This is a genomic window from Escherichia sp. KTE52 (assembly GCF_000408325.1).
Classification (GTDB): domain Bacteria; phylum Pseudomonadota; class Gammaproteobacteria; order Enterobacterales; family Enterobacteriaceae; genus Escherichia; species Escherichia marmotae.
The window spans coordinates 570,134-590,942 of the sequence record NZ_KE138676.1 but is presented as its reverse complement, the minus strand read 5'-3'; the positions used below and the strand labels follow the sequence as shown (position 1 = coordinate 590,942).

Annotated in this window: 24 protein-coding genes; 13 read left to right on the top strand and 11 right to left on the bottom strand. The window is 49.1% G+C overall.

Annotated elements, in window-relative coordinates; genetic code table 11:
* Positions 1–36: 36 nt before the first annotated feature.
* On the bottom strand, positions 37–1,947 hold the full coding sequence (locus A1SC_RS18260) for a DNA repair helicase YoaA (RefSeq protein WP_000128825.1): 1,911 nt from the start codon (positions 1,945–1,947) through the stop codon (positions 37–39).
* A 131-nt stretch (positions 1,948–2,078) separates the two neighbouring features.
* Between A1SC_RS18260 and A1SC_RS18265 the strand changes: the two genes are divergently transcribed.
* On the top strand, positions 2,079–2,423 hold the full coding sequence (locus A1SC_RS18265; RefSeq protein ID WP_010376144.1) for a RidA family protein: 345 nt from the start codon (positions 2,079–2,081) through the stop codon (positions 2,421–2,423).
* A 419-nt stretch (positions 2,424–2,842) separates the two neighbouring features.
* Positions 2,843–3,142: a DUF1889 family protein gene (locus A1SC_RS18270; RefSeq protein WP_001112001.1), complete on the top strand. Its 300-nt coding sequence runs from the start codon at positions 2,843–2,845 to the stop codon at positions 3,140–3,142.
* A 91-nt stretch (positions 3,143–3,233) separates the two neighbouring features.
* On the opposite strand, the gene A1SC_RS18275 is transcribed toward A1SC_RS18270, so the two are convergent.
* Complete coding sequence (locus A1SC_RS18275; RefSeq protein WP_000618094.1) at positions 3,234–3,686, bottom strand: pentapeptide repeat-containing protein; 453 nt, start codon at positions 3,684–3,686, stop codon at positions 3,234–3,236.
* A 6-nt stretch (positions 3,687–3,692) separates the two neighbouring features.
* The gene (locus A1SC_RS18280; protein WP_000457334.1) at positions 3,693–3,872 is read right to left on the bottom strand and encodes a YoaH family protein; all 180 of its coding nucleotides are present in this window, start codon (positions 3,870–3,872) and stop codon (positions 3,693–3,695) included.
* Positions 3,873–3,945: 73 nt separating this feature from the next.
* On the opposite strand from A1SC_RS18280, the gene pabB reads away from it, so the two are divergent.
* The 4 genes from pabB (at position 3,946) to A1SC_RS18300 (ending at position 9,165) form a co-directional block, all read left to right on the top strand.
* Complete coding sequence (pabB, locus tag A1SC_RS18285) at positions 3,946–5,307, top strand: aminodeoxychorismate synthase component 1 (protein ID WP_016261954.1); 1,362 nt, start codon at positions 3,946–3,948, stop codon at positions 5,305–5,307.
* Between the two features lie 3 nt (positions 5,308–5,310).
* Entirely contained in the window at positions 5,311–5,889 is a 579-nt protein-coding gene (locus A1SC_RS18290) for a CoA pyrophosphatase (RefSeq protein ID WP_000456725.1), read from the top strand.
* A 183-nt stretch (positions 5,890–6,072) separates the two neighbouring features.
* Positions 6,073–7,437: an L-serine ammonia-lyase gene (gene sdaA / locus A1SC_RS18295; RefSeq protein ID WP_000624308.1), complete on the top strand. Its 1,365-nt coding sequence runs from the start codon at positions 6,073–6,075 to the stop codon at positions 7,435–7,437.
* 129 nt (positions 7,438–7,566) lie between these two features.
* Positions 7,567–9,165 carry an EAL domain-containing protein gene (locus A1SC_RS18300; protein WP_001516271.1) on the top strand — a complete coding sequence of 533 codons (1,599 nt, stop codon included), beginning with the start codon at positions 7,567–7,569 and terminating at the stop codon, positions 9,163–9,165.
* A gap of 3 nt (positions 9,166–9,168) precedes the next feature.
* On the opposite strand, the gene yoaE is transcribed toward A1SC_RS18300, so the two are convergent.
* Both yoaE and A1SC_RS26005 read right to left on the bottom strand, forming a co-directional pair.
* On the bottom strand, positions 9,169–10,725 hold the full coding sequence (yoaE, locus tag A1SC_RS18305) for a CNNM family cation transport protein YoaE (RefSeq protein ID WP_000395006.1): 1,557 nt from the start codon (positions 10,723–10,725) through the stop codon (positions 9,169–9,171).
* Positions 10,713–10,871, bottom strand: coding sequence for a protein YoaL (locus A1SC_RS26005; protein ID WP_269471531.1), 159 nt, complete (start codon positions 10,869–10,871; stop codon positions 10,713–10,715). Before A1SC_RS26005 ends, yoaE begins: the two co-directional genes overlap by 13 nt.
* Positions 10,872–11,187: 316 nt before the next feature.
* Here A1SC_RS26005 and manX point away from each other — a divergent pair, with 316 nt between their 5' ends.
* The 5 genes from manX to mntP all read left to right on the top strand — a co-directional run bounded on the left by manX (position 11,188) and on the right by mntP (position 15,383).
* On the top strand, positions 11,188–12,159 hold the full coding sequence (gene manX / locus A1SC_RS18310; RefSeq protein WP_000150534.1) for a PTS mannose transporter subunit IIAB: 972 nt from the start codon (positions 11,188–11,190) through the stop codon (positions 12,157–12,159).
* A 62-nt stretch (positions 12,160–12,221) separates the two neighbouring features.
* Positions 12,222–13,022 (top strand): PTS mannose transporter subunit IIC, encoded by an 801-nt coding sequence (manY, locus tag A1SC_RS18315; protein WP_000406934.1) that lies wholly within the window; start codon positions 12,222–12,224, stop codon positions 13,020–13,022.
* Positions 13,023–13,034: 12 nt separating this feature from the next.
* Positions 13,035–13,886 carry a PTS mannose transporter subunit IID gene (gene manZ, locus A1SC_RS18320; protein WP_001516270.1) on the top strand — a complete coding sequence of 284 codons (852 nt, stop codon included), beginning with the start codon at positions 13,035–13,037 and terminating at the stop codon, positions 13,884–13,886.
* Positions 13,887–13,940: 54 nt separating this feature from the next.
* On the top strand, positions 13,941–14,399 hold the full coding sequence (locus A1SC_RS18325) for a DUF986 family protein (RefSeq protein ID WP_000156311.1): 459 nt from the start codon (positions 13,941–13,943) through the stop codon (positions 14,397–14,399).
* A gap of 417 nt (positions 14,400–14,816) precedes the next feature.
* Entirely contained in the window at positions 14,817–15,383 is a 567-nt protein-coding gene (gene mntP / locus A1SC_RS18330; protein ID WP_016261953.1) for a manganese efflux pump MntP, read from the top strand.
* Here mntP and rlmA read toward each other — a convergent pair.
* The 5 genes from rlmA to mgrB all read right to left on the bottom strand — a co-directional run bounded on the left by rlmA (position 15,380) and on the right by mgrB (position 17,886).
* Positions 15,380–16,189, bottom strand: coding sequence for a 23S rRNA (guanine(745)-N(1))-methyltransferase (gene rlmA / locus A1SC_RS18335; RefSeq protein WP_000010094.1), 810 nt, complete (start codon positions 16,187–16,189; stop codon positions 15,380–15,382). The two genes, mntP and rlmA, sit on opposite strands and share 4 nt — an antisense overlap.
* A 166-nt stretch (positions 16,190–16,355) precedes the next feature.
* Entirely contained in the window at positions 16,356–16,565 is a 210-nt protein-coding gene (cspE, locus tag A1SC_RS18340; protein ID WP_001062678.1) for a transcription antiterminator/RNA stability regulator CspE, read from the bottom strand.
* A gap of 39 nt (positions 16,566–16,604) precedes the next feature.
* The gene (locus A1SC_RS0121235; protein ID WP_032141266.1) at positions 16,605–16,721 is read right to left on the bottom strand and encodes a DUF2627 domain-containing protein; all 117 of its coding nucleotides are present in this window, start codon (positions 16,719–16,721) and stop codon (positions 16,605–16,607) included.
* A gap of 659 nt (positions 16,722–17,380) precedes the next feature.
* On the bottom strand, positions 17,381–17,668 hold the full coding sequence (locus tag A1SC_RS18345) for a YebO family protein (protein ID WP_001006870.1): 288 nt from the start codon (positions 17,666–17,668) through the stop codon (positions 17,381–17,383).
* A gap of 74 nt (positions 17,669–17,742) precedes the next feature.
* Positions 17,743–17,886 carry a PhoP/PhoQ regulatory lipoprotein MgrB gene (gene mgrB / locus A1SC_RS0121225; protein WP_000714549.1) on the bottom strand — a complete coding sequence of 48 codons (144 nt, stop codon included), beginning with the start codon at positions 17,884–17,886 and terminating at the stop codon, positions 17,743–17,745.
* A 157-nt stretch (positions 17,887–18,043) separates the two neighbouring features.
* Between mgrB and A1SC_RS18350 the strand changes: the two genes are divergently transcribed.
* Positions 18,044–18,283, top strand: a complete 240-nt coding sequence (locus A1SC_RS18350) for a YobH family protein (RefSeq protein ID WP_016261952.1) — start codon at positions 18,044–18,046, stop codon at positions 18,281–18,283.
* A 154-nt stretch (positions 18,284–18,437) separates the two neighbouring features.
* Here the strand turns inward: A1SC_RS18350 and kdgR are convergent, their stop codons facing one another.
* The gene (kdgR, locus tag A1SC_RS18355) at positions 18,438–19,229 is read right to left on the bottom strand and encodes a DNA-binding transcriptional regulator KdgR (RefSeq protein ID WP_001262177.1); all 792 of its coding nucleotides are present in this window, start codon (positions 19,227–19,229) and stop codon (positions 18,438–18,440) included.
* Between the two features lie 176 nt (positions 19,230–19,405).
* Here kdgR and A1SC_RS18360 point away from each other — a divergent pair, with 176 nt between their 5' ends.
* Entirely contained in the window at positions 19,406–20,779 is a 1,374-nt protein-coding gene (locus tag A1SC_RS18360; RefSeq protein WP_010376166.1) for an MFS transporter, read from the top strand.
* The last annotated feature ends 30 nt before the right edge of the window (positions 20,780–20,809 follow it).

The window sequence follows — 20,809 nt, the reverse complement described above, 5'->3', positions numbered from 1 at the left end:
TAAAAAGGCGCGCATCATACCATACTCCATCACAAATTACCTGGAGGAAGGTATCGCAAGGAAACGAACCGCACGGGCTATATCACGGGTGCGCGGCGCAGGCGGCAGGCTGGCGAGGAACGTCGCGCCGTAAGGGCGCATCACCAGCCGATTGTCGCAAATCACCAGCACACCGCGATCGTCGGCGTCGCGAATCAGTCGCCCTACCCCCTGTTTGAGAGTAATGACCGCATCTGGCAGTTGCACTTCATCGAACGGGTCGCCACCGCGCAAACGACAATCTTCCATTCGCGCTTTTAGTAGTGGGTCGTCCGGCGAGGTAAACGGCAACTTGTCGATAATCACCAGTGACAGCGTATCGCCGCGCACATCCACCCCTTCCCAGAAACTACTGGTTGCGACAAGAAGCGCGTTACCGGCACTGACAAACTGCTGCAACAATTGCCCTTTACTGGTTTCACCCTGCAACAAAACGGGAAGCGTCATGGTGGCACGGAACTGCTCGGCCAGATCGCGCATCATGGCGTGTGAGGTGCAAAGCATAAAGCAGCGCCCATTGTTGGCTTCGATGAGCGGTCGCAACATTGCTGCCAGTTGCCGTGCGGAACCCGGTTGATTAGTTTGCGGCAGGTTACGCGGCACACAGAGTAACGCCTGGCGGCTGTAATCAAATGGGCTGGGTAACAGCAACGACTCGGCCTGTTCGATGCCAAGCCGGGAGGTAAAATGATGCAGATCGTCATTCACTGACAACGTTGCCGAGGTAAAAATCCAGCTTCCGGGTTTTTGTGCCATTAACTCTTTGAATTTATCCGCCACGCTGAGCGGCGTCAGCGCCAGAGTGAAATGACGTGAGGTGCATTCGTACCAGTAACTGTAGCCCGGTTGGTTGATCTCTTTCAGCCGCTTCAGACGTGTGCGATATAACGTGGCACGTTCAAATGCCGCATCCAGCAACGCGGAACGACCCAGCGACAATTTCGCCACGTCGTAACAGAGTTCAAGCGTGTCATCGAGCAGTAAAAACGCCCGCTGAATTTGCGGATTGGCTAACAATTCGCGCAGATTGCCACGATAACCCGGCTCACCGAGTTGCAGGCGAAAATCCTGCGCACTCTGAGCAAGGCGGTCGGCGCACTTTTGTAACTGTTGAGTGTCTTTTAATTCAGTGCGATAGGCGATGGTGATGTCTTTTGCCAGGTCGAGCAGTTGTCGGCTGGAAAGTGACTGACCAAAGTACTGGCTGGCAATATCCGGCAACTGATGGGCTTCGTCGAAGATCATCACGTCCGCTTCCGGGATCAGTTCGCCAAATCCGCTCTCTTTGACCACCATATCCGCCAGAAACAAATGATGGTTTACCACCACTACATCGGCGTCCATCGCTTTTTTGCGTGCTTTGACCACAAAGCAATCTTTATACATCGGGCAGTCGCTGCCGAGGCAGTTATCGTTAGTGCTGGTGACCAGCGGCCATGCCTGAGAATCTTCCGCAACGCTGACGCAGGTGCTGATATCACCATCGACGGTTTGATTGGACCAGGAGCGTAGCAGGATCACATCGCTTAAGATTTGTACCGGCAGATCGCCGCCCGCCAGCGCCTGCTGTTCGAGACGTTCGAGGCAGAGGTAGTTTGAACGTCCTTTCAACAATGCCACATTGCCGGTGTATTTCAGCGCCTTTGACACCGTCGGCAAATCACGGCTGTAGAGTTGATCTTGTAATGCTTTCGAGCCAGTCGAGATAATGACTTTCTTTTTCGCCCGCAGCGCAGGGGCAAGGTAAGCGTAGGTTTTGCCCGTACCGGTTCCCGCTTCCACCACCAGCGGTTGGCTTTTTTCTATCGCCCCGGTGACGGCTACCGCCATCTGTCGCTGTGGTTCACGCGGCTTAAAGCCTGGTATCGCTTTCGCCAACTGACCGTCTGGTGCAAAATCGTCCGTCACACTACCCCCTGTTGATTTGAACAGGGATTATGTCAGGCCAGGCTATTTTTCGCCAGTTGAAGTGATGACGGCGACTTCACATTGTGGCAGTCTTTGCAGCACAAAAATGGAATGATAATGAGGACAAAATGATGACTATCGTTCGTATAGACGCCGAAGCCCGCTGGTCTGATGTGGTGATCCACAACAACACGCTCTACTACACTGGCGTACCGGAAAACCTCGACGCCGATGCTTTTGAGCAAACGGCAAATACACTGGCGCAAATTGACGCGGTGCTGGAAAAACAGGGCAGCAATAAGTCGAGCATTCTGGATGCCACCATTTTCCTGGCCGATAAAAACGACTTTGCGGCAATGAATAAAGCGTGGGATGCCTGGGTTGTCGCGGGTCATGCTCCGGTACGCTGCACGGTGCAAGCGGGACTGATGAATCCGCAGTATAAAGTTGAAATTAAGATTATTGCGGCGGTTTAATTCCGGAAGAGAATTATCGAAAATACTGGTCGATCATGAACAAATCGACCAGTGCTTAAGCTCTTACTTTAGATGGACGGTGCCCCAGTCGGGGGCTTTATTATTTATTTTTTTGATTTCAAGTTTATTTATAAAGAAACGATATTAATCATAAAAACTAAACCACGTGTTAATCACTCAATTAACCTAACCTGTTTTCCGCTGTTGCCCTTACTTACCTGAACAACCTGGCTACGGTACTACGATTCTCTGTTAATTTCGGCACATCACTAGATAACCCGCCATGACCTGCTACCTTTAAAATACCTGAATGTCAACAGGTTAACGAATGAGATATTGTCATAATCCTTTTGATATTAGGCACAATTTAATGTCATATATAGCCTTATCGAAAACGTGGTTAATTTAAGGACAAGAATATGCCTGCTGTAATAGATAAAGCCCTGGATTTCATTAGTGCTATGGATATATCAGCACCAACCCCCAGCTCTATGAATGAAAGTACGGCGAAGGGAATATTTAAATATTTGCATGCTCTGGGTGTACCCGCGACGGCCACCGATATTACTGCGCGAGCTGAACAGGAAGGCTGGAATCCTGGATTCACGGAAAAAATGGTTGGCTGGGCAAAAAAAATGGAGTCTGGTGAACGCGTGGTGATTAAAAACCCTGAATACTTCTCGTCTTATATGCAGGAAGAACTTAAAGCCCTTGTGTGAGTCAAAACTCCAGCACTAAAAATCAATCCGGACGCTTTCATTGATCTTAGAAAAGCGTCCTTTTTTCTCGTTATCAATAAAACCGCTGAATTCAATCAAGCAAAACAGCCCCGCGTTTCTTTGGTTCAAACGCTGCAGGCCAAATGGTTCGCTTGTCATAATGCACCCCGTTGAAACAAACATTCTGAAGATCTGTCCCAGCGAAATTAGCACCTCTTAAATCGGCAGCGGTAAAATCTGCCCCACAAAGTCGTGAATGTCTAAAATCAGCAGCAATGGGGCGTGACTGATAAAAATTACAATTCGTCAGATCGGCGTGATTTAGCCAGGCACACATCAGGGCGGCAGACGAGAGGTCGGCCCCAATAAGGGAGGATGTGATAAAACTGATATTACGCAGATGCGCATCATTAAACCGAGCACCATCCAGACACATGCCATCAAAAATAGCGCGATGTAAATTCATGCCAGAAAAATCCCAGCCGATGAGGCTATCCGTATCAAGATACAGAACGTCATCCGTGACGAAATCGATACGGATCATTGTGTATTACTCGTCTTCATCCTCAAAACGCGCCACAATCCGTTCGCCGGAATGGTTGGCGCGTAACTCTTCGGCTACCAGTGCGATTGCCTGACCGCTGCTCATCCCCTGTGCCATCAATTCCTGAATCCGCTCAACGGCTTTTTGCTGCTGTTCATGGGTGAGTGAAGGTAAACCTGCAAACATTGTTAACTCCTGCTAAATTGTTGGCGCTAATTATTTCATGCTACCCGGCACATAGCCAGTAGAGTCAGGACTAATGAAGACGTTATCTCCCGCTGTGATTACTTTACCCTGGCGTCAGGACGCCGCTGAATTTTATTTCTCCCGCTTGAGCCACTTGCCGTGGGCGATGCTTTTGCACTCCGGCTATGCCGATCATCCGCATAGTCGGTTTGATATTGTGGTGGCAGACCCCGTTTGCACCTTAACAACTCACGGTAATGAAACCGTGGTGTGTGAAGGAGAAACCCGTACAACGACCACTGATGACCCGTTAAAGGTACTCCAACAGGCGCTGGAGCATGCAAACATTCACCCGTTGCATAATGGTAATTTGCCATTTCAGGGTGGCGCACTGGGTTTATTTGGCTATGACCTGGGCCGCCGTTTTGAGTCCCTGCCGGAATTGGCGCTGAGAGATATCAACCTTCCTGATATGGCGGTAGGTATCTACGACTGGGCGTTGATTGTCGACAACCAGCGCCGGGTTGTTTCTTTGCTGAGTCATAATGATGTCAATGCCCGTCTGGCGTGGCTGGAAAACCAGCAAATTACACCGCAGGGTGATTTCACGCTAACCTCTGCCTGGCAATCTAATATGAGCCGCGAACAGTATGGCGAGAAATTTCGCCAGGTGCAGGAATATCTGCACAGCGGCGATTGTTACCAGGTGAATCTTGCCCAGCGTTTTCAAGCTACCTATTCTGGTGATGAGTGGCTGGCGTTCGTTAAACTCAACCAGGCCAACCGTGCACCATTTAGTGCCTTCCTGCGCCTGGAGCAAGGTGCGATTTTAAGCCTCTCGCCAGAACGTTTTATTCTTTGTGCTGATGGTGAGATCCAGACCCGTCCGATTAAAGGCACTCTGCCGCGTCTGGCCGATCCTCAGGAAGATAGCAAACAGGCAGAAAAACTGGCGAACTCACCGAAAGATCGCGCCGAAAACCTGATGATTGTCGATTTAATGCGTAATGATATTGGCCGTGTTGCCGTCGCAGGTTCGGTAAAAGTGCCGGAGCTGTTCGTGGTGGAGCCCTTCCCTGCAGTGCATCATCTGGTCAGCACCATAACGGCACGCCTTCCCGAGCAGTTGCATGCCAGCGATCTGCTGCGCGCGGCTTTTCCCGGAGGCTCAATCACCGGCGCACCGAAAGTACGGGCAATGGAAATTATCGACGAACTGGAACCTCAGCGACGCAACGCCTGGTGTGGCAGCATTGGCTATTTAAGTTTTTGCGGCAATATGGACACCAGCATCACTATCCGCACCCTGACCGCGGTTAACGGGCAAATTTACTGCTCTGCGGGCGGCGGTATTGTCGCCGATAGCCAGGAAGAGGCGGAATATCAGGAAACTTTTGATAAAGTTAATCGTATTCTGAAGCAACTGGAGAAGTAAGACGTGGAATACCGTAGCCTGACGCTTGATGATTTTTTATCACGCTTTCAACTTTTGCGCCCGCAAATTAACCGGGAAACCTTAAATCATCGTCAGGCTGCTGTGTTAATCCCCATCGTGCGCCGACCGCAACCGGGTTTGTTACTTACTCAGCGTTCAATTCACCTGCGTAAACACGCCGGACAGGTGGCGTTTCCAGGTGGCGCAGTAGATGACACCGACGCGTCAGTTATCGCCGCCGCGCTACGCGAAGCCGAAGAAGAAGTCGCTATACCGCCTTCAGCCGTTGAAGTTATCGGCGTGCTGCCGCCCGTCGATAGCGTAACGGGTTACCAGGTAACCCCAGTCGTCGGTATTATCCCGCCCGATTTACCCTATCGCGCCAGTGAAGATGAAGTCTCCGCTGTGTTTGAAATGCCGCTCGCTCAGGCATTACATCTGGGGCGCTATCACCCTTTAGATATCTACCGCCGTGGCGATTCACATCGGGTATGGCTTTCCTGGTACGAACAGTATTTTGTATGGGGAATGACCGCAGGCATAATTCGTGAGCTGGCGCTGCAAATTGGTGTGAAACCCTGACTATACTTATCTTTACATCTACAAAACACTACTTGAGACAATCATCGCAATATTAGTTAAATCGCGGTTTTTGATTAGTTTAATTCATGTGAATAGTTAAGCCGATCGCCGCGTTCCCTCTTACACTATGCGCTGTTATTAGTTCGTTACTGGAAGTCCAGTCACCTTGTCAGGAGTATTATCGTGATTAGTCTATTCGACATGTTTAAGGTGGGGATTGGTCCCTCATCTTCCCATACTGTAGGGCCTATGAAGGCGGGTAAACAGTTCGTCGATGATCTGGTCGAAAAAGGCTTACTGGATAGCGTTACCCGCGTTGCCGTGGACGTTTACGGTTCTCTATCGCTGACGGGTAAAGGCCATCATACCGATATCGCCATTATTATGGGTCTTGCAGGTAACGAACCTGCCACCGTGGATATCGACAGTATTCCCGGTTTTATTCGCGACGTAGAAGAGCGCGAACGTCTGCTGCTGGCGCAGGGACGGCATGAAGTGGATTTCCCCCGTGACAATGGGATGCGTTTTCATAACGGCAACCTGCCGCTGCATGAAAACGGGATGCAGATCCACGCGTATAATGGCGATAAAGTTGTTTACAGCAAAACTTATTATTCCATCGGCGGCGGTTTTATCGTCGATGAAGAACATTTTGGTCACGATGCCACCAACGAAGTCAGTGTGCCGTATCCGTTTAAATCTGCAACCGAGTTGCTGGCGTACTGTAATGAAACTGGCTATTCCCTTTCCGGCCTGGCAATGCAGAACGAACTGGCGCTGCACAGTAAGAAAGAGATCGATGACTATTTCGCGCATGTCTGGCAGACCATGCAGGCGTGTATCGATCGCGGAATGAATACCGAAGGCGTATTGCCTGGGCCGCTGCGTGTTCCGCGCCGTGCATCTGCCCTGCGCCGGATGCTGGTTTCCAGCGATAAACTGTCTAACGATCCGATGAATGTTATCGACTGGGTGAACATGTTTGCGCTGGCAGTGAACGAAGAAAACGCCGCAGGTGGGCGCGTGGTGACAGCGCCTACCAACGGTGCGTGCGGCATTGTTCCGGCAGTGTTGGCCTATTACGACCACTTTATTGAATCGGTCAGCCCGGATATCTATACCCGCTATTTTATGGCCGCTGGGGCAATTGGCGCGTTGTATAAAATGAACGCTTCTATTTCCGGTGCTGAAGTGGGTTGTCAGGGCGAAGTCGGCGTAGCCTGTTCAATGGCCGCCGCAGGCCTGGCTGAATTGTTGGGCGGTAGCCCGGAACAGGTTTGTGTGGCAGCGGAAATTGGGATGGAACACAACCTCGGTCTGACCTGCGATCCGGTGGCCGGTCAGGTTCAGGTGCCATGCATTGAGCGTAATGCTATTGCATCGGTGAAGGCGATCAACGCCGCACGCATGGCTTTACGCCGCACCAGTGCTCCGCGCGTCTCGCTGGATAAAGTCATCGAGACAATGTACGAAACCGGTAAGGATATGAACGCCAAGTACCGTGAAACCTCTCGCGGTGGTCTGGCAATAAAAGTCCAGTGTGACTAATACTTTTCTTTCGCCCATCTGCAACGGATGGGCGAATTTCCCCCGCTTTCTCGTCTGCTGTAAATTTCCCCACTACACTTCCACTGTTGCGTCAGGCGTTTGTTGCCATACGCTTACAGGGCGGCCCGCATGCAAAAAGCACAACGGATCATCAAAACTTATCGCCGTAATCGAATGATTGTTTGTACAATTTGCGCACTCTTTACGCTTGTGGCGACACTAAGCGTGCGATTTATTTCACAGCGTAATTTAAATCAACAGCGGGTGATACTTTTCGCCAATCACGCGGTTGAAGAGCTGGATAATATATTGCAACCCCTTCAGGCGGGACGCGAGATGTTACTTCCGTTGATTGGCCTCCCTTGCTCAGTCACTCATTTGCCTCTACGCAAACAAGCCGCAAAACTGCAAACGGTGCGTTCTATTGGTCTGGTACAAAACGGTACACTTTACTGCTCCAGTATCTTTGGCTATCGCAATGTTCCGGTTCATGATATTCAGGCCGATTTGCCCGCCCCACAGGCTCTTTTGCGCCTTACCACCGATCGCGTATTGATTAAAGGTAGTCCAGTGCTGATCCAGTGGTATCCCTCTCAATCACATACTGGCGATGGCGTTCTGGAGATGATCAACATTGACCTATTGACGACGATGTTACTGGAACCGCAGTTGCCGCAAATTAGAAACGCCAGCCTGACGGTGGCTGATCGCCATTTACTCTATGGTGACGGTCTGGTTGACGCTTTACCTCCACTTAATGGCAATGAACGTTACCAGGTTTCATCGCAGAACTTCCCTTTTACCATCAGCGTTAGCGGCCCTGGCGCGACAGCGCTGGCGTTGCATCATCTTCCCAGCCAGTTTCCACTGGCGGTACTGTTGAGTTTACTGGTGGGTTACATCGCATGGCTGGCAACCGCCCATAGAATGAGTTTTTCGCGCGAAATTAATCTTGGCCTCGCGCAACATGAATTCGAGCTATTCTGTCAACCTTTACTAAACGCTCGTAGCCAGCAATGTGTTGGTGTAGAAATATTGCTGCGCTGGAATAACCCGCGTCAGGGGTGGATCTCACCAGATGTATTTATCCCTATCGCGGAAGAACATCATCTGATAGTGCCGCTTACCCGTTATGTGATGATGGAAACCATCCGCCAAATCCACGTTTTTCCAATGAGCAGCCAGTTTCACATTGGGATTAACGTCGCCCCCAGCCATTTTCGCCGCGGCGTGTTATTGAAGGATCTCAATCAATATTGGTTTAGTGCTAACCCGATTCAGCAACTCATCCTCGAAATCACCGAGCGCGATGCCTTACTGGATGTCGATTATCGGATTGCCCGCGAACTGCATCGTAAAAACGTCAAACTGGCGATTGATGACTTCGGCACCGGCAACAGTTCGTTTTCCTGGCTGGAAACGTTACGCCCTGATGTGCTGAAAATCGATAAGTCTTTCACCGCTGCAATTGGTTCCGATGCGGTTAACTCGACGGTAACCGATATCATCATCGCATTGGGGCAAAGACTGAATATTGAACTGGTGGCGGAGGGCGTAGAAACGCAAGAACAGGCGAAGTATTTACGCCGTCATGGGGTGCATATTTTACAAGGGTATTTGTACGCGCAGCCGATGCCACTGCGTGATTTCCCAAAATGGCTGGCGGGCAGCCAACCGCCGCCCGCCCGGCATAATGGGCATATCACGCCCGTCATGCCATTTCGTTAATGATTATTCGTCTTCGTCGTGCGCCAGTTGCTCTTTAACAATGCGAACCAGATCAACACGATAATCGTTAGCTTCAACAATGGTGATATGTAACGGCCCTACGTCAATCACATCGCCAGCACGCGGGATGTGACCATTTGCAGAAATCACCAGACCTGCCACCGTCGCGATATCATCGTCATCGGCAAGGTGCTCAACATCAAGCGCCTGCTGTAAGGCATGTAAGTCTGTACCGCCTTTTACCAGCCAGCCGTCGCCGTCAGTAATGATTTCCGGCGTTTCATCAGCGTCCGGGAACTCACCGGCAATGGCTTCCAGCACATCCAGAGGCGTGACCAGGCCTTGCACCACACCAAACTCGTTGGTAACGATAACAAAACTACCGCGAGCACGACGCAGCACGCCCAGCAGGTTGATCGGATCGAGGGTTTCCGGAACGATAATCGCCGGAGAAGCCGAGGCAATTGCTGCGACATCAACGCCATCTTCCAGCGCCACCAGCAGTTCTTTAGCACGCACGATACCGATGATTTCATCCAGTTCACCGCGACATACCGGGAACAGACTATGTGGCGAAGAAAGCAACTGCTCACGGATTTCATCAACACCGAGATTAGCGTCAACCCAGCTAATTTCGCCGCGCGGTGTCATAATCCCACGCAGAGAGCGAGACGCCAGTGTCAGCACGCCGTTAATCATATATCGCTCTTCTTCCGCAAACGCGCCTTCCGGCACAGGGATCGGCATCGGGTTATCGGCATCGTGCTGAACGTTCGCCTGACGTTTACCCCCCATCAAACGCAGGATGGCATCGGCAGTACGCGCACGCAGCGGTAAAGCTGACTGATGACGAATAAAGTTACGGCGCGCAATTTGGTTAAACACTTCGATGATGATCGAGAAGCCAATCGCGGCATACAGGTAACCTTTCGGAATATGGAAGCCAAACCCTTCAGCAACCAGGCTCAGACCAATCATTAACAAGAAGCTCAGGCAGAGCACCACCACTGTAGGATGCTGGTTAACGAATCTCGTCAACGGTTTCGACGCCAGCAACATGACCGCCATCGCAATCACCACCGCCGCCATCATCACCGGCAGGTGGTTGACCATCCCAACTGCGGTAATCACCGCATCCAGCGAGAAGACGGCATCGAGAATGACAATCTGCGTTACTACCACCCAGAAGCTGGCATAACCTTTACCGTGACCGGAATCATGATCGCGGTTTTCCAGCCGTTCATGCAGCTCCGTTGTCGCTTTAAACAGCAAGAATATCCCCCCGAACAACATAATCAGGTCGCGACCAGAGAAGGAAAAATCCATCACGGTAAATAGCGGTTTGGTCAGCGTGACCATCCATGAAATCAGCGACAGCAGTCCCAGACGCATGATCAGCGCCAGCGACAGTCCTAACAAACGAGCTTTATCACGTTGTTTCGGTGGCAGTTTGTCGGCAAGGATGGCGATGAAAACCAGGTTATCGATACCCAGCACGATTTCAAGAACGACAAGCGTGAGTAGCCCCACCCAAATCGAGGGGTCCATTAAGAATTCCATGACAAGCTCCTGCTTAAGGAATAGCTATTCGGCGCCAGAAATAATGCAGGCGTAACAACAAAATGCAAACAAAAGGTGCGGCAAAAAGTGCCAGAAAGGCAGGCGCTGAAAGGCCTGATGCTGAAATGACGTCGGTGACGATCCATACTGCGGGCTGCTGCCCTATACTCCTTGGTTGTTAAACGGGAGTTAAACATATCAGAGAGACCTCTGATTTGGCAAAGATTTACCTTCCTTTGCAAACAAATGTGACGAAAATATTTTCTCTTTCGGAATTTTGATAATCCAAAGTTAAATTACGGATCTTCATCACATAAAATATTTTTTTCGATATCTAAAATAAATCGCGAAACGCAGGGGGTTTTTGGTTGTAACCCTTATCTGAATCGATTCGATTGTGGACGACGATTCAAAAATACATCTGGCACGTTGAGGTGTTAACAATAATAAAGGAGGTAGCAAGTGACCATTGCTATTGTTATAGGCACACATGGTTGGGCTGCAGAGCAGTTGCTTAAAACGGCAGAGATGCTGTTAGGCGAGCAGGAAAACGTCGGCTGGATCGATTTCGTTCCAGGCGAAAATGCCGAAACGCTGATCGAAAAGTACAACGCTCAGTTGGCAAAACTCGACACCACTAAAGGCGTGCTGTTTCTCGTTGATACATGGGGAGGCAGCCCGTTCAATGCTGCCAGCCGCATTGTCGTCGACAAAGAGCATTATGAAGTGATCGCAGGCGTTAACATTCCAATGCTGGTGGAAACGTTAATGGCTCGTGATGATGACCCGGGCTTTGATGAACTGGTGGCGCTGGCAGTAGAAACAGGCCGTGAAGGTGTGAAAGCACTGAAAGCCAAACCGGTTGAAAAAGCAGCTCCCGCCCCCGCTTCGGCGGCACCCAAAGCGGCCCCAACTCCGGCAAAACCAATGGGACCAAATGACTACATGGTTATTGGCCTTGCGCGTATCGACGACCGTCTGATTCACGGTCAGGTAGCTACCCGCTGGACCAAAGAAACCAATGTCTCCCGTATTATTGTTGTTAGTGATGAAGTGGCTGCGGATACCGTTCGTAAGACACTGCTCACCCAGGTCGCACCTCCGGGCGTAACAGCACACGTGGTTGATGTTGCCAAGATGATTCGCGTCTACAACAACCCGAAATATGCTGGCGAACGTGTAATGCTGTTATTCACCAACCCGACAGATGTTGAGCGCCTCGTTGAAGGCGGCGTGAAAATTACCTCTGTTAACGTCGGTGGTATGGCATTCCGTCAGGGCAAAACCCAGGTGAATAACGCGGTTTCGGTTGATGAAAAAGATATCGAAGCGTTCAAGAAACTGAATGCACGCGGTATCGAACTGGAAGTCCGTAAGGTTTCCACCGATCCGAAACTGAAAATGATGGATCTGATCAGCAAAATCGATAAGTAACGTATTGTGTTGATTATCACTCAGTTTTCACACTTAAGTCTTACGTAAACAGGAGAAGTACAATGGAGATTACCACTCTTCAAATTGTGCTGGTATTTATCGTAGCCTGTATCGCAGGTATGGGATCTATCCTCGATGAATTTCAGTTTCACCGTCCGTTAATCGCCTGTACCCTGGTGGGTATCGTTCTTGGGGATATGAAAACCGGTATTATTATCGGTGGTACTCTGGAAATGATCGCTCTGGGCTGGATGAATATCGGTGCCGCAGTTGCGCCTGACGCCGCCCTGGCTTCTATCATTTCTACCATTCTGGTTATTGCAGGTCATCAGAGCATCGGTGCCGGTATCGCGCTGGCAATCCCGCTGGCCGCTGCGGGCCAGGTGCTGACCATCATCGTTCGTACCATCACCGTTGCTTTCCAGCACGCTGCGGATAAGGCGGCTGAGAATGGCAACCTGACGGCAATTTCCTGGATCCACGTTTCTTCGCTGTTCCTGCAAGCGATGCGTGTGGCTATCCCGGCCGTAATTGTTGCGCTGTCTGTAGGCACCAGTGAAGTTCAGAACATGCTGAACGCCATTCCGGAAGTGGTGACCAATGGTCTGAACATTGCTGGCGGCATGATCGTGGTTGTTGGTTATGCAATGGTTATCAACATGATGCGTGCAGGCTACCTGATGCCGTTCTTCTACCTCGGCTTCGTAACCGCAGCATTCACCAACTTTAACCTGGTTGCTCTGGGTGTAATTGGTACTGTTATGGCAGTGCTCTACATCCAACTTAGCCCGAAATATAACCGCGTAGCTGGTGCGCCTGTTCAGGCTGCTGGTAACAACGATCTCGATAACGAACTGGACTAACAGGTGAGCGAAATGGTTGATACAACTAAAACTACCACCGAGAAAAAACTCACTCCGAGTGATATTCGTGGCGTCTTCCTGCGTTCTAACCTCTTCCAGGGTTCATGGAACTTCGAACGTATGCAGGCACTGGGTTTCTGCTTCTCTATGGTTCCGGCGATTCGTCGCCTCTACCCTGAGAACAATGATGCCCGTAAACAGGCGATTAAACGTCACCTAGAATTCTTTAACACCCAACCGTTCGTGGCTGCGCCAATTCTGGGCGTAACCCTGGCTCTGGAAGAACAGCGTGCTAACGGCGCAGAGATCGACGACGGTGCTATCAACGGTATCAAAGTAGGTCTGATGGGTCCGCTGGCAGGCGTGGGTGACCCGATCTTCTGGGGTACGGTACGTCCGGTTTTTGCAGCTCTGGGAGCCGGTATCGCGATGAGTGGCAGCCTGTTAGGTCCGCTGCTGTTCTTTATCCTGTTTAACCTGGTGCGTCTGGCAACACGTTACTACGGCGTAGCGTATGGTTACTCCAAAGGTATCGATATCGTTAAAGATATGGGTGGCGGCTTCCTGCAAAAACTGACGGAAGGGGCGTCTATTCTCGGCCTGTTTGTCATGGGGGCGTTGGTTAACAAGTGGACACATGTCAACATCCCTCTGGTCGTCTCTCGCATCACCGACCAGACGGGTAAAGAGCACGTTACCACTGTCCAGACCATTCTTGACCAGTTAATGCCAGGCCTGGTGCCGCTGCTGCTGACCTTTGCCTGTATGTGGCTGCTGCGCAAAAAAGTTAACCCGCTGTGGATTATCGTTGGCTTCTTCGTCATTGGTATCGCTGGTTACGCTTGCGGCCTGCTGGGACTGTAATACTGTTGTACACTACCGGGGCCTTTTGGCCCCGTTTTTTTATCTGGAGGATTAATGACAATCACGGAACTGGTACTGATTCTGTTCATCGCCGCACTGCTTGCTTTTGCGATATACGATCAGTTCATCATGCCCCGCCGCAACGGCCCCACCCTGCTGGCAATTCCTTTGCTCCGGCGCGGTCGCATCGATAGCGTTATCTTTGTCGGGCTGATTGTCATTCTTATCTATAACAATGTAACCAGCCATGGCGCACAAATAACCACCTGGTTATTAAGTGCACTGGCGCTAATGGGATTTTATACTTTCTGGATCCGGGTTCCGAAAATCATATTCAAACAAAAAGGGTTTTTCTTCGCCAATGTTTGGATTGAATATAGCCGAATTAAAGCGATGAACTTATCGGAAGATGGTGTACTGGTGATGCAATTAGAACAGCGCCGTTTGTTAATCCGCGTCCGAAATATCGACGACCTGGAAAAGATTTATAAACTTCTAGTTTCAACTCAATAAGTTATCAACTTAGCCAAAGCTATGTGTAGTGTATTTTTAATAACCAGACATAGCTTAGGCTATATTACGCCGTCCCTTATTTGTTATTATTTTTAACGTTTTATTGATATATAAATCTAAATGAAAATCGTTATCAGTAATAGCAATAGAATAATATATTCTGACAGTTGTTTTATATTCTCAAAATATGTTAAGGTTGCGCCCTCATTTGGGGAGTAGCCGATTTCCAGACTCCGGAAATGTACGTGTCAACATACTCGTTGCAAAACGTGGCGCGTACGGACTGAACATTTTCAGTCAGGCGAGACCATATGCACATCAATCGCTATGCCTGCATGAGCGCTTCTTGTCGTTCGTGTGTGCATGTTTGCTGGGGGCGATGATGTGTTTTATGGATACCCCGGTCAGGACATTGTCATGAATATCACTGCTACTGTTCTTCTTGCTTTTGGTATGTCGATGGATGCCTTTGCTGCATCAATCGGTAAAGGTGCCACCCTCCATAAACCGAAATTTTCTGAAGCTCTGCGAACTGGCCTTATTTTCGGTGCCGTCGAAACGCTGACGCCGCTGATTGGCTGGGGGATGGGCATGTTGGCCAGCCGTTTTGTCCTCGAGTGGAACCACTGGATTGCGTTTGTACTGCTGATATTCCTCGGCGGGCGAATGATTATTGAGGGTTTTCGCGGTGGAGATGATGAAGATGAAGAACCGCGTCGTCGTCACGGTTTCTGGGTGCTGGTGACTACCGCAATTGCCACCAGCCTGGATGCAATGGCTGTTGGTGTTGGTCTGGCCTTCCTGCAAGTGAACATTATCGCGACTGCGCTGGCGATTGGCTGCGCCACCTTAATCATGTCAACATTAGGCATGATGGTGGGCCGCTTTATCGGTTCAATTATTGGGAAAAAAGCGGAAATTCTTGGCGGGCTGGTGCTTATTGGCATTGGCGTCCAGATCCTCTGGACGCACTACCACAGCTAATTTATTCGTTGCCAGACGTGAATATTAAAATCCGTCTGGCAATTAAATTCTTCTTTTGCTGCCAACGCTTGCCATACCTCTGGCTTTGCGCGCCAGGCAAACGGCGTCATCTGTAACAACGCAACCGCCTCATCTCCGCGCAGGCGCATCGGATAATGTAATTCATTACTCCGCTGCAGCTCAAAACCATCCAGTTTCTCAGCATGGGGCGCATGTAGATGTACTTCGTCGTAAATTAAACCCTTCAGCTCCATTAAATGCCGTGGCCCAGGAGTAGCGGTAATGACCCACCCACCCGGTTTGACTACTCGCGCTAATTCTTCTGCTTTGCACGGTGCGTAGATACGGATAATGGCATCCATACTGGCATCAGAAAACGGCAGACGGTGGCTGGAAGCGACACAAAAGGTGACCTGCTGATAGCGTTTCGCAGCAGCTTTAATCGCGACCTTAGAGACATCCAGACCAAAAGTCGTCACGCCAGGTAAGACATCGGCAAAAGCATGGGTGTAGTACCCTTCCCCACAACCAATATCCAGTATCGCCGTTGCGTGCTGCTCAAGACATTCACACAATTGAGCGACAATCGCATCGCGAAGCGGCTGATAATGACCGGCATCTAAAAATGTACGCCGCGCTTGCATCATTTCCGCACTATCGCCCGGATCGCGAGAACGTTTATGCTGAACGGGCAGCAAATTAACATATCCCTCTTTCGCCATATCAAATTGATGCCGTTGGGGACAGATATAGCTGTTTTTTTCAAGCGCTAAAGGCTGATGACAAAGTGGACAGGAAAATGACATGACAACTCCGGCAGGATACTAAAGGCCGCAAGTGTAACGCGAATCGCACGACTGGCAAATATCCGGAGACAGGAGCAAAAATAAAACAAAGTAAAAAGCCTCGCAAATTCGACGAGGCTTTATAGCGAGATTGAAGCGCGTTTACACTTCAGATCAGTGGATTCGATCAGATAGCTGTTACGTTAACAGCCGCCGGACCTTTCTGGCCGTCCTGAATTTCGAACTCAACGTTCTGGCCTTCGGCCAGAGTTTTGAAGCCATTACCCTGGATAGCAGAGAAGTGTACGAACACATCTTTGCTGCCATCTGCCGGAGTAATGAAGCCAAAACCTTTAGACTCGTTGAACCACTTAACCTGACCTTTAATCTTTGCCATTTGAAAAATTCCTTAGATTGTTTTCTTCGCCCGCAGGCATTACAGAGATAAAACTGACACATTACTGCATGAGGCACTAATATAAGGCTCGGCAGAGAAGCGGTATTCAACGACAACGTGTTTACTCAGGACTTCTTTACTGAAAATGCCACACATAAACAGAACTGTACCTCGTTTAACCCGAAACTGTTATCACATACAACGTTAATTATGGCAAGCCATTTTTAAACATGTCTCGATCAGCCGCACAAATCTCGATACGCCTTCCACTTTTTTTGCACACTTATGCAACGGAATACGTGCCGATATATCGATGCACTTAACCATACCATTACACGCAGATACTTGACCTGATGCAGTTTCTAACATAGTTCAATAAGTTCAGTTCTTCCAGAGCAGCAGTACAAGTTATTACGCAATGCGAGCGATATCACTTTTTATGATATATAACGAATAAAATGTTATATAACTTCACCCAATAAAACAGATAGTTAACAACATACACAGGTGAAATGAAGAAACCAGACTTAATGCTCATTATTAATTTAAAATAAGAAAAATTGATGAATTACTAAAAAGTGAAGGGAGAAACGTTTCGCTAATAAATAATACCGCAATTGATCACAATTCCGATGTAAACATCCCAATAGCTTAGTGCGATTAATATCTTTTTCCGATACCGCTATTATGAAATAAATAACACGATAAATAATCGAAGTCAGACCAGAGTATTAATTTGAATCAATTGCACCACTATAGTGCGGATAAGATGAGTAACCCATCAGCATTAGGGCTACTCAAATTTTGAGGAAAGATTACCGTTCCGCTACCAGGCGGATGATATCTTCATCTTCAGCCGTTTTTAGGTTCTCAGCAGTATTCGCATCCGTTTTTTCAGGTTCGTTTGCTTCGCACAAACGACGTAACAGTGCATTTTGCCGTTTTTGCTGTTCCAGCAATGCCTCAAGAAGTTCAATCTGTTCGTTAGTCCGTGAACTGGCACGGTTGATGAAAAACCACAAGATGAGCCCAATAGCGAGAATTACCACCGATACAACCAAAGACGCAACGTTCATTACGCCTGAATTTACAACTTCGTTCATTTCACCACCTCTAAGTAGAGGTGTCATTCTACCACTGCCACACAGGAAGGAAATCTACTGCTGAAAAAATGATATCACCACGGGATAAATTGATTGATGGCACAAATTCCGCTGAAAAATTGTACATCCTGATCGCACATCATGTTGAATACCTGCGCCCATAGCAGCAAGCAAGCCAGCACAGCAACAACCAGAACGACCCATCGAAACTTTTTCACTCCATTCTCCGTTTAACCTACCTTATGTCATTAAACTATCATGCGTTAGTTAAACAGCGCCTAACCATGTCGATATTCGTGCTTTTTCGGAACTATACGCTTGCTTCAGTCCATATTACCGCTACGATTAAGCGAACAAAAAAGAGAAGAGGTCATAATGCGATTCATTATTCGCACAATTATGTTGATAGCACTGGTATGGACAGGATTATTACTAAGCGGATATGGTGTTCTGATTGGAAGCAAGGAAAATGCCGCTGGGTTAGGGTTGCAATGCACCTATCTGACGGCCCGGGATACCAGTACGGTACAATACCTGCACACTAAAAGTGGTTTTTTCGGGATGACCGATTGCCCACTGTTACGTAAAAACAATATCGTCGTCGATAATGGCTAATAGATTAAGGTATAAATACCCACATTAAACTCAATGAATAAAACGTACACTTATCACCAACGTATACGATATTACGCCAGCCATCAGTAACTTTATTTAACCCCCACCAGATAAGAACCTGTCTGAATATTATACAGACAGGTTCTAACTCTAATCAGAACGGATAGTCGTGATACCCCATTTGCGAGGAAATTTTACGTGCGGCCGTATGCAACATAGCTACGTACTCCTGCAAACGCTCTTCAGAGAAACGCAGCGTTGGGAAGGAGATGCTCAGACCGGCAATAACCACACCAAAGCGGTCAAATACCGGAACCGCGATACAGCGTAGTCCTTCTTCCTGCTCTTCGTTATCTTCACCATAACCTTGCTCGCGCACCTGGTCCAACACCGGTAGTAACGCTTCGGTACTGGTAATGGTACGATCGGTACTGCGTTTATACTCAACGCCCTCAAGGATCTGCTTCACTTCATCACGATCGCGCCAGGCCAGCAGCACTTTACCAATCGCGGTGCTGTAAAGCGGATTACGACGACCAATCCGTGAATACATGCGCAAATTGTACATAGAGTCAATTTTGTGGATGTAAACAATGCTGTCTTCGTCCAGTGCGCCAAGGTGGATGGTTTCTTTCGTCAGGCGGGAGATTTCGCGCATCTGGATATCTGCGCTACGAATGAGATCGACGTTTTGTAAGGCACGAGCCCCCAACTCAAACAATTTCAGGGTCAGAGAATATTTCTCCGACTCCCCTTCCTGCGCCACATACCCCAGGGTTTTCATGGTCTGTAAAAAGCGATAAACGGTGCTTTTTGACATCATGACGCGCTGTGACAGCTCGGTTATCCCTATTTCGCGCTCTTCGCCCAGCGCCTGTAAAATGCCAAAAACCTTCAGTACAGAAGATACAGAATCAGGCTGTTTATCCAGATCTGCGTTAGCCATTTATCACCTCATTGCGAGTGTTTTATAAAAATCAGAACTGTTTTTTATTATAATTTCGCGCCTGGGTGGTCGCAATCCATCTTTTGCCGGTTAGTTACAATTCTGCGACATCCGCCGTGAATATCAGTGCTAGAATCATAACCCTGTTGATTATCATCCAAAGATATAAAATTCCTATGCCAAAAGTTCAGGCCGATGGCCTGCCGTTGCCTCAGCGATACGGCGCGATTTTAACCATTATTATCGGTATTTCGATGGCGGTCCTCGACGGCGCTATCGCCAACGTCGCCTTGCCAACTATTGCTACTGATCTTCACGCCACGCCAGCCAGTTCTATTTGGGTGGTGAATGCCTATCAAATCGCGATCGTCGTCTCCCTGCTTTCGTTTTCGTTTCTGGGAGATATGTTTGGCTATCGACGCATTTATAAATGCGGCCTGGTCGTATTTCTGCTGTCATCGTTGTTCTGTGCCCTTTCTGATTCGCTGCAAATGCTAACTCTGGCGCGTGTAATACAAGGTTTTGGTGGCGCAGCACTAATGAGCGTCAATACTGCTCTTATCCGGCTAATCTATCCACAGCGTTTTCTGGGGCGGGGAATGGGAATTAACTCGTTTATTGTCGCCGTCTCCTCTGCTGCCGGGCCAACTATCGCCGCGGTAATCCTCTCCATCGCGTCATGGAAGTGGCTATTTTTAATCAACGTACCGTTGGGTATTATCGCCCTGCTTCTGGCAATGCGTTTTCTGCCACCTAATGGTTCTCGTGCCAGTAAACCACGTTTTGACCTGCCCAGCGCCGTGATGAACGCGTTAACATTTGGTCTGCTTATTACCGCGTTGAGTGGTTTTGCTCAGGGGCAATCGCTGACGTTGATTGGTGTAGAACTGGCGGTAATGGTTGTCGTTGGTATTTTCTTTATTCGTCGTCAGCTTTCTCTTCCCGTGCCGCTGTTGCCAGTGGATTTACTGCGTATTCCGCTTTTTTCACTGTCTATTTGCACGTCTATTTGTTCTTTCTGCGCACAGATGCTGGCAATGGTCTCCCTGCCCTTTTATCTGCAAACGGTGCTCGGACGTAGTGAAGTGGAAACAGGTCTACTTCTGACCCCATGGCCGCTGGCAACAATGGTGATGGCACCGCTGGCAGGTTATCTGATAGAACGCGTGCATGCTGGGTTACTTGGAGCTTTAGGGTTGTTTATTATGGCGGCGGGGCTTTTTTCGCTGGTTCTCTTGCCTGCTTCACCTGCCGATATCAATATCATCTGGCCTATGATCTTGTGCGGTGCCGGTTTTGGATTATTCCAGTCACCCAATAACCACACCATTATTACTTCCGCCCCGCGGGAACGTAGCGGCGGTGCCAGTGGCATGTTAGGTACGGCTCGTCTGCTTGGTCAGAGTAGTGGCGCAGCGTTGGTGGCACTGATGTTAAATCAGTTTGGTGATAATGGTACGCACGTCTCGCTGATGACCGCGGCTATTCTGGCAGTAATCGCTGCCGGTGTTAGTGGTTTACGGATCACCCAGCCACGATCCCAGGCATAAAAAAAGCGCGTCAACCTGGACGCGCTTTTT